This is a genomic window from Alcanivorax sp. HI0083 (assembly GCF_001635175.1).
The window spans coordinates 1-6780 of record NZ_LWFX01000762.1 but is presented as its reverse complement, the minus strand read 5'-3'; the positions used below and the strand labels follow the sequence as shown (position 1 = coordinate 6780).

The following is a 6780-nucleotide window of genomic DNA, read 5'->3' as shown; positions in this document are numbered from 1 at the left end:
GCTGGGTGGAAACCATCCAGGCACTGAAAGAGCAGGGTGCTGGGCATCTCTATGAGTGTGGTCCAGGCAAGGTGCTGTGCGGGCTGGTGAAACGCATTGATCGTGATTTGGCGGCTCGTCCGCTGGAAACAGAGGCGGCTTTCACGGCGGCCCTGCAAGGAGAATAAGAATGTCGGAAAAGAAAGTGGCGCTGGTCACTGGCGCAAGCCGGGGGATTGGCCGGGCGATTGCCGAACAGCTGATTGCCGACGGCTTCTTCGTTATCGGCACGGCCACCACGGATAAAGGGGCCGCTGCCATTGGCGATGCACTGGGCGAAAACGGTGCCGGCAAAGTGCTCAATGTCGCGGACAAGGAATCGGTGGACGCGACGATCAAGAGCATCAACGATGAATTCGGTGCTCCTCTGGTGCTGGTGAATAACGCCGGCATTACCCGCGACAACATCATGCTCCGGATGAAGGAAGATGAGTGGGAAGATGTCATCAATACCAACCTGAATTCCCTTTATCGCGTTAGCAAGGCATGCTTGAAGGGCATGACCAAGGCGCGTTGGGGCCGGATCATTAATATCAGTTCGGTGGTCGGTACCATGGGTAACGCCGGGCAAGCCAACTATGCGGCAGCCAAAGGCGGTGTGGAAGGTTTCTCCCGGGCGTTGGCTCGCGAGCTTGGCTCACGTAACATCACGGTGAATTCTGTTGCGCCGGGCTTTATCCAGACGGACATGACAGAGGCTTTGCCGGAAGCCCAGAAAGAGGCGCTTTTGCAGGGGATTCCCCTGGGGCGCCTGGGGCAGCCGGCGGAGATTGCCAGTGCTGTCGCCTGGCTGGCCAGTGATGGCGGTGGTTACGTAACCGGAACCACTTTGCACGTCAATGGGGGTATGTTTACCGGGTAGCTCAAAAAATGGGCATCCGAACGTTTCTGGGAAAGCTGTCTAATTGACTGTTTTCGCAGAAGAAAATATTTGGAAAAACTTCAAGGAAAGGCATCGGTCCAGTCGGCTTGCAAGCGCAAACAGCGTTCACCTAGAATAGCCGCTGACAGGTGCTAGCACACCATTAATCAGGAGAGTAATACGATCATGAGCAGCATCGAAGAACGCGTAAACAAAATCATCGTTGAGCAACTGGGTGTTAAACCGGAAGACGTAAAATCAGAAGCGTCCTTCGTTGAAGATCTGGGTGCAGACTCCCTGGACACCGTTGAGCTGGTGATGGCCCTGGAAGAAGAATTTGAAACCGAAATTCCGGACGAGGAAGCTGAGAAAATCAGCACCGTCCAATCCGCTGTGGATTACATCAAAGCGCACAGCTGAGTTCGGTCGTTCGAATAACAGAAAAGCCGCAGGTTCGATGAGCTTGCGGCTTTTTTGTGGCCAGAATATTTGCGGCGGCAAGTGACGTTTTCTTACATTACGGCGACCAGTTGTGGGTTGGCTTGTAGTAATCTTGTCGCATTAAGGCCGTTAAATGGCGCCAAAATAATGGATTGGGAGGTAATCGGGTGACGTCACGTCGAGTCGTTATTACAGGGTTGGGAATGCTCACGCCGCTGGGAGTCGATGTGGCTTCTACCTGGGAAGGTATCAAGGCGGGCAAGAGTGGCATTCGCAATATCGAGCACTTTGATACGGAGCCCTTTGCTACCCGTTTCGCTGGCCTGGTGCCTGACTTTGATATTTCCGAGTACCTGTCTCCCAAAGACGCTCGCAAAATGGACGTCTTTGTTCAGTACGGGCTGGTAGCAGCTATCCAGGCCGTACGCGATGCGGGCCTGGATATGGAAAAGGAAGATGCCGAGCGTGTAGGGGCGGCGATCGGCTCCGGTATCGGTGGCCTCACCAATATCGAAGATAACCACCGCAAGCTGCTCGATTCCGGCCCCCGCAAGCTGTCACCGTTCTTTGTTCCGGGCACGATTATCAATATGATCGCGGGCAATCTGGCGATCATGTACGGCATGAAAGGTCCCAACTTTGCCACGGTAACGGCATGCACCACTGGCACCCATAATATTGGCTTTGCTGCTCAGCAGATTGTGCTGGGGCAAGCGGACGTGATGGTTGCCGGCGGTGCCGAGAAAGGCTCTTCGCCGCTGGGGCTGGGCGGTTTCGCCGCCGCCCGCGCACTATCCACTCGCAACGATGACCCGCAAGCCGCCAGTCGCCCCTGGGACAAGGATCGGGATGGCTTCGTGCTGGCCGATGGTGCCGGCGCGGTGGTGCTGGAAGAGTACGAGCACGCCAAGGCCCGTGGCGCCACGATTTATGCGGAGCTGGCAGGGTTTGGCATGAGTGATGATGCCTACCATATCACCTCCCCGGCGGAAGGTGGCGACGGCGCCATGCGGGCCATGCGCAATGCGCTTCGCAATGCCGGTGTCGAGCCGACCCAGGTGGATTACATCAATGCCCACGGCACCTCCACGCAAATGGGGGATGTGGCGGAAGCCATGGCAGTGAAAACTCTGTTTGGCGACCATGCCCATAATCTGGCGGTCAGCTCCACCAAATCCATGATCGGGCACCTGCTGGGTGCGGCGGGTGCAGTGGAGGCGATTTTCTCCATTCTGGCCATACGCGACTCAGTGGCACCGCCCACCATCAATCTGGATAACCCGGACGAAGGCTGCGATCTGAACTTCGTGGCGAACCAGGCGCAGGAACGTACCATCAACTACGCGCTGTCCAACTCGTTCGGTTTCGGTGGCACCAACGGCACCTTGCTGTTCAAGAAGGTGTAATGCCACTGAATCCCCGTGACCGCGGTTTCGCCTACGGAGACGGTGTGTTCGAAACCGTGCGCGTGGCCGCCTCCGGTGAACAGCCCTTGTGGCCGCGGCATCGTGCCCGCCTGGTTGGTGGGCTGCGAGCACTGGGCATTGCGCTGCCCGATGAATCCCGACTGGACGCTGCCCTTAACGAGGGCGTTGCTGCGCTTGCCGGTGAGGCCGGGGTGGTAAAACTCACGGTCACCCGCGGTGTCGGCGGTCGGGGATATTTGCCCCCGGTACCCGCTCAGCCCACGGTTGTGTGGCAGAGCGGCGGCTTGCCCGTCTGGCCTGAACGCCATCGCCGCGAAGGCCTGGTGCTGGGACTTTGCCAGGCTCCGCTGTATCCTGACCTGCTGGCCGGATTCAAGCATCTGAACCGTCTTCCACAGGTCATGGCACGCCGGGAAGTGGCACGGCAGGGTTGGGACGAAGGGTTGCTGCTCAGTACCCGCAGGCAGCCTCTGGAAGCCACTTCCATGAATCTCTTTGCCCGCTTTGCCAATCACTGGTGGATGCCGGATCTGGATGCTGCCGGAGCTGGTGTGGCCGGCGTGATGCGGGCGCACTTGCACGAGACATTGCTGCAACGCGGCGAGAAAGTGGTCTGTGATCTGCGGCCACTGTCACAGCTGCGCACAGCCGATGGACTGTTTCTGTGTAACAGTGTTGTCGGCGTGCTCCCGGTGCGTAAACTGGCGCAATGGCATTGGCCGGTGCTGGCATCGGTCCGGGAACTGCAACAGTCGACAGAAACCTTTTTGGCCGGCTCACTGAAGGTCTAATAACCGCACTATGCGCAAAAAAATCCGTATTTTTGGACTGCTGGTTGTCTTGCTGGTAGTCGCTGTACCTGTGGCGGGGGCCTGGGTCAGCAGTTATCTACACCGCCCATTACCGGTTTCTGAAGCATTAACGGTGGAAGTGCCCCGGGGCGCCGGCTTGAGCCGTGTGCTGTATAACCTCAAAGAGGAGGGCATCCTGGGTGAGGGCCTGGAAGCCCGTTTCCGCCGGGTGGGAGCGCGAATCTATTCCGCTTTCACTGGCATGGACGGCCGTATGCATGTGGGTGAGTATCAGCTCAAGCCGGGCGACTCGTTGTTGTCTCTGCTGGAGAAAATCGATCGCGGTGATGTGCTGCAACGCAGCCTGACCCTGGTGGAAGGCTGGAACTTCCGCGAATTACGTGCCCGGCTGGCCTCCCAGGAGACCTTGAGTCACCGCCTGAAAGAGTTGACCGACGAGCAAGTGATGGCGGAGTTGGGGCGTCCGGACCGCCACCCGGAGGGATGGTTTGCGCCAGAAACCTATTTTTATACCCGTGGCACCACAGACCTGACCATCCTGGCCCGGGCACTGGCGCGCCAGGAAAGTATTCTCGACGCTGCCTGGCAGCAGCGGGCCAAGGATTTGCCCTACGACACCCCATACGAAGCCCTGATCATGGCGTCTATCGTGGAAAGGGAAACCGGCGTGCCGGAAGAGCGTCCGGAAATTGCTGGCGTTTTTACCAATCGTTTGAACAAGGGCATGCGCCTGCAAACCGACCCGACGGTGATCTACGGCATGGGGGAGGCCTATGACGGAAATATTCGCCGCTCCGATCTGCGTCGCGCTACCCCTTACAATACCTACGTGATCAGCGGGTTGCCGCCCACTCCTATCGCCATGCCCGGCCGGGAAGCCATTCTGGCGGCGGTGAACCCGGGGAAAACCGAGTCCCTGTATTTCGTGGCCCGTGGTGATGGCAGCCATTCTTTTTCCAAAACCCTGGCCCAGCACCGCAAAGCCGTGCGTGAGTATCAGCTGCAACGCCGTGAAGGCTACCGTTCTTCACCCGGAGGCGGATAATGAGTGGCCGTTTCATCACCCTGGAAGGCGGCGAGGGCGCGGGCAAAAGTAGCAATCTGGAATGGCTGGCCGACGCTCTCAGAGCCGCCGGCAAGACGGTGACAGTGAGCCGCGAACCCGGCGGCACCGCCTTGGCGGAATCGATCCGTGGTGTACTGTTGGCGCCCGGTGATGAACCTATGGCGGATGATACGGAGTTGCTGTTGGTGTTCGCCGCCCGCGCGCAGCACCTGGAGCAGAAGATCCGCCCGGCACTGGCCCGTGGCGAATGGGTGCTGTGTGATCGTTTTGTGGACGCCACCTGGGCTTACCAGGGGGCAGGGCGAGGGCTGGACAGCGCAGCCATTGCCGACCTGGAAAGCCTGGTCATTCGCGACACCCGCCCGGACATGACCGTACTGTTTGATGTGCCGGTAGATGTGGGCATGGCACGTGCCGGTAAACGTGCCGCTCTGGATCGCATCGAACAGGAAGACCGGGCTTTTTTTGAACGTATCCGCCAGTGTTATCTGGCCCGTGCAGCCCAGGAGCCTGGCCGGTTCCGCACCGTGGATGCGGGGCAGCCTTTGGGGTCGGTACAGCAGCAGCTGGGCGCGATAGTCGAGGAGATGCTGGCATGGCCGTAACCGGCGCAAAAGTTCAGGCACCGTGTCCCTGGCATGGCGAGGTCATGGCGCAGTTGCTTGACCAGCACGCCCAGGGGCGGCTGCCCCATGCGCTGTTGCTGACCGGTGCCAAAGGTATCGGCAAGCTACGCTTGGCCGAATCCCTGGCCCAGACCCTGCTTTGCGAGAAACCTTCCGCAGGGCTGCCTTGCGGCCATTGTCAGGGGTGCCAGCTCAGCACCGCTGGTACTCACCCCGATCTGCACCGCCTCAGCCCGGAAGAAAAAAGCAAAACCATCAAGATTGATCAGGTCCGCAAGCTGGTGGCGTTTGCCACCCGCACCGCTCAGTACAGTGGTTACCGGGTTGCCATTGTCTATCCTGCAGAAGCGCTCAACCGCAATGCCCAGAATGCCTTGCTGAAAACCCTGGAAGAGCCGGGCGCGCAGACCTTGTTGCTGCTGGTCAGTGATCAGCCGACCCTGTTATTGCCGACCATTCGCAGCCGTTGCCAGCAGCGCACCTTGCCGTTACCGGAGCAGGACCAGGCGCTGCAGTGGTTGCAGAGCCAGGTGGGCGAGAGTGCGGCTTCGTTACTGGATGCCGCCCAGGGGGCGCCGCTACAGGCGCTGGCACTGGAGCAGGCGGACTGGTTTGCCGACCGGGCCCGTTTGCTCGATACCCTGGTCAGCGTGGCAGAAGGGCGCCAGTCGGTGGCGCAAGCGTCGCCGGTGCTCGCCAAGCATGACCCTACCGAGATGGCCGGGGTGATTTATGGCTGGTTGTCACGCTGTTTGAATCAGCGCTTCTCCGGCCAGCAGAGCGCCGACGCATCCCTGGCTCCACTGCTGGAGCGACTCAGCAAGGCGGTGCCACCGGCGCGTTTGTTGCGGGCTGCCCAGCGGGTGCTGGAAGGGCGCCGCGCCTTGCTGTCCGGGGCCAACCCCAACAAGGAATTGCTGTACGAGCAGTGGTTGCTGGTGCTGGTGGGCGTTGACGCTGCGGCAGCAGCGCACTAACCTTGAACCGACTGTTCAAAGATTAATAATAATTTCGTAAGAGGCTCGTTCATGAAAATGCCCGGCGGTCGTAGTGGCATTCTGTCGCTTTCCATCAAAGACAAAGCGGTGCTGTACTCGGCCTACATGCCTTTCATTACCAATGGCGGCCTGTTTATTCCCACCGAAAAGCAATACAAGCTGGGAGAAGAAATCTTCCTGCTGCTCAATATCATGGACGAAGCCGACAAGATTCCGGTGGCGGGCAAGGTGATCTGGATCACGCCCAAAGGCGCTCAAGGTAACCGTAGTGCCGGGATCGGCGTGCAGTTCTCTGACCAGGATGACACTGCCCGCGTCACCATCGAAAATCACCTGGCAGGCTCGCTGGAATCGGATCGACCGACGCATACGATGTAGAACGCCGGACGCCGGACGCCGGACGCCGGACGCCGGACGCCGGACGCCGGACGCCGGACGCCGGACGCTAGAAGCTAGAAGCTAGNAGCTAGAAGCNAGAAGCTAGAAGCTAGAAGCTAGAAGCTAAATCC

The 6780-nt window shown here is 59.4% G+C and carries 8 protein-coding genes; all 8 read left to right on the top strand.

Going from position 1 to position 6780, the window contains the following annotated elements; genetic code table 11:
• Positions 1-169 precede the first annotated feature (169 nt).
• Positions 170-901, top strand: coding sequence for a 3-oxoacyl-ACP reductase FabG (gene fabG, locus A3754_RS07445; protein WP_063519207.1), 732 nt, complete (start codon positions 170-172; stop codon positions 899-901).
• A gap of 186 nt (positions 902-1087) precedes the next feature.
• Complete coding sequence (gene acpP / locus A3754_RS07440) at positions 1088-1321, top strand: acyl carrier protein (protein WP_007149764.1); 234 nt, start codon at positions 1088-1090, stop codon at positions 1319-1321.
• Positions 1322-1509: 188 nt separating this feature from the next.
• Positions 1510-2748: a beta-ketoacyl-ACP synthase II gene (gene fabF / locus A3754_RS07435; RefSeq protein WP_082872386.1), complete on the top strand. Its 1239-nt coding sequence runs from the start codon at positions 1510-1512 to the stop codon at positions 2746-2748.
• Positions 2748-3560, top strand: coding sequence for an aminodeoxychorismate lyase (pabC, locus tag A3754_RS07430; protein WP_063519205.1), 813 nt, complete (start codon positions 2748-2750; stop codon positions 3558-3560). The genes fabF and pabC overlap by 1 nt, the downstream gene beginning before the upstream one ends.
• 10 nt (positions 3561-3570) lie before the next feature.
• The gene (mltG, locus tag A3754_RS07425) at positions 3571-4626 is read left to right on the top strand and encodes an endolytic transglycosylase MltG (protein WP_063519204.1); all 1056 of its coding nucleotides are present in this window, start codon (positions 3571-3573) and stop codon (positions 4624-4626) included.
• Positions 4626-5252, top strand: a complete 627-nt coding sequence (gene tmk / locus A3754_RS07420; protein WP_063519203.1) for a dTMP kinase — start codon at positions 4626-4628, stop codon at positions 5250-5252. Before mltG ends, tmk begins: the two co-directional genes overlap by 1 nt.
• Positions 5243-6250, top strand: coding sequence for a DNA polymerase III subunit delta' (locus A3754_RS07415; protein ID WP_063519202.1), 1008 nt, complete (start codon positions 5243-5245; stop codon positions 6248-6250). The genes tmk and A3754_RS07415 overlap by 10 nt, the downstream gene beginning before the upstream one ends.
• A 51-nt stretch (positions 6251-6301) precedes the next feature.
• Positions 6302-6649: a PilZ domain-containing protein gene (locus A3754_RS07410; protein ID WP_007148593.1), complete on the top strand. Its 348-nt coding sequence runs from the start codon at positions 6302-6304 to the stop codon at positions 6647-6649.
• The last annotated feature ends 131 nt before the right edge of the window (positions 6650-6780 follow it).

What these genes read in the sequence shown, in the direction of transcription:
- A3754_RS07410 (WP_007148593.1), top strand. Translation starts at nt 6,302, where the DNA reads ATGAAAATGCCCGGCGGTCGTAGTGGCATTCTGTCGCTTTCCATCAAA.
- tmk (WP_063519203.1), top strand. Translation starts at nt 4,626, where the DNA reads ATGAGTGGCCGTTTCATCACCCTGGAAGGCGGCGAGGGCGCGGGCAAA.
- mltG (WP_063519204.1), top strand. Translation starts at nt 3,571, where the DNA reads ATGCGCAAAAAAATCCGTATTTTTGGACTGCTGGTTGTCTTGCTGGTA.
- acpP (WP_007149764.1), top strand. Translation starts at nt 1,088, where the DNA reads ATGAGCAGCATCGAAGAACGCGTAAACAAAATCATCGTTGAGCAACTG.
- A3754_RS07415 (WP_063519202.1), top strand. Translation starts at nt 5,243, where the DNA reads ATGGCCGTAACCGGCGCAAAAGTTCAGGCACCGTGTCCCTGGCATGGC.
- fabG (WP_063519207.1), top strand. Translation starts at nt 170, where the DNA reads ATGTCGGAAAAGAAAGTGGCGCTGGTCACTGGCGCAAGCCGGGGGATT.
- pabC (WP_063519205.1), top strand. Translation starts at nt 2,748, where the DNA reads ATGCCACTGAATCCCCGTGACCGCGGTTTCGCCTACGGAGACGGTGTG.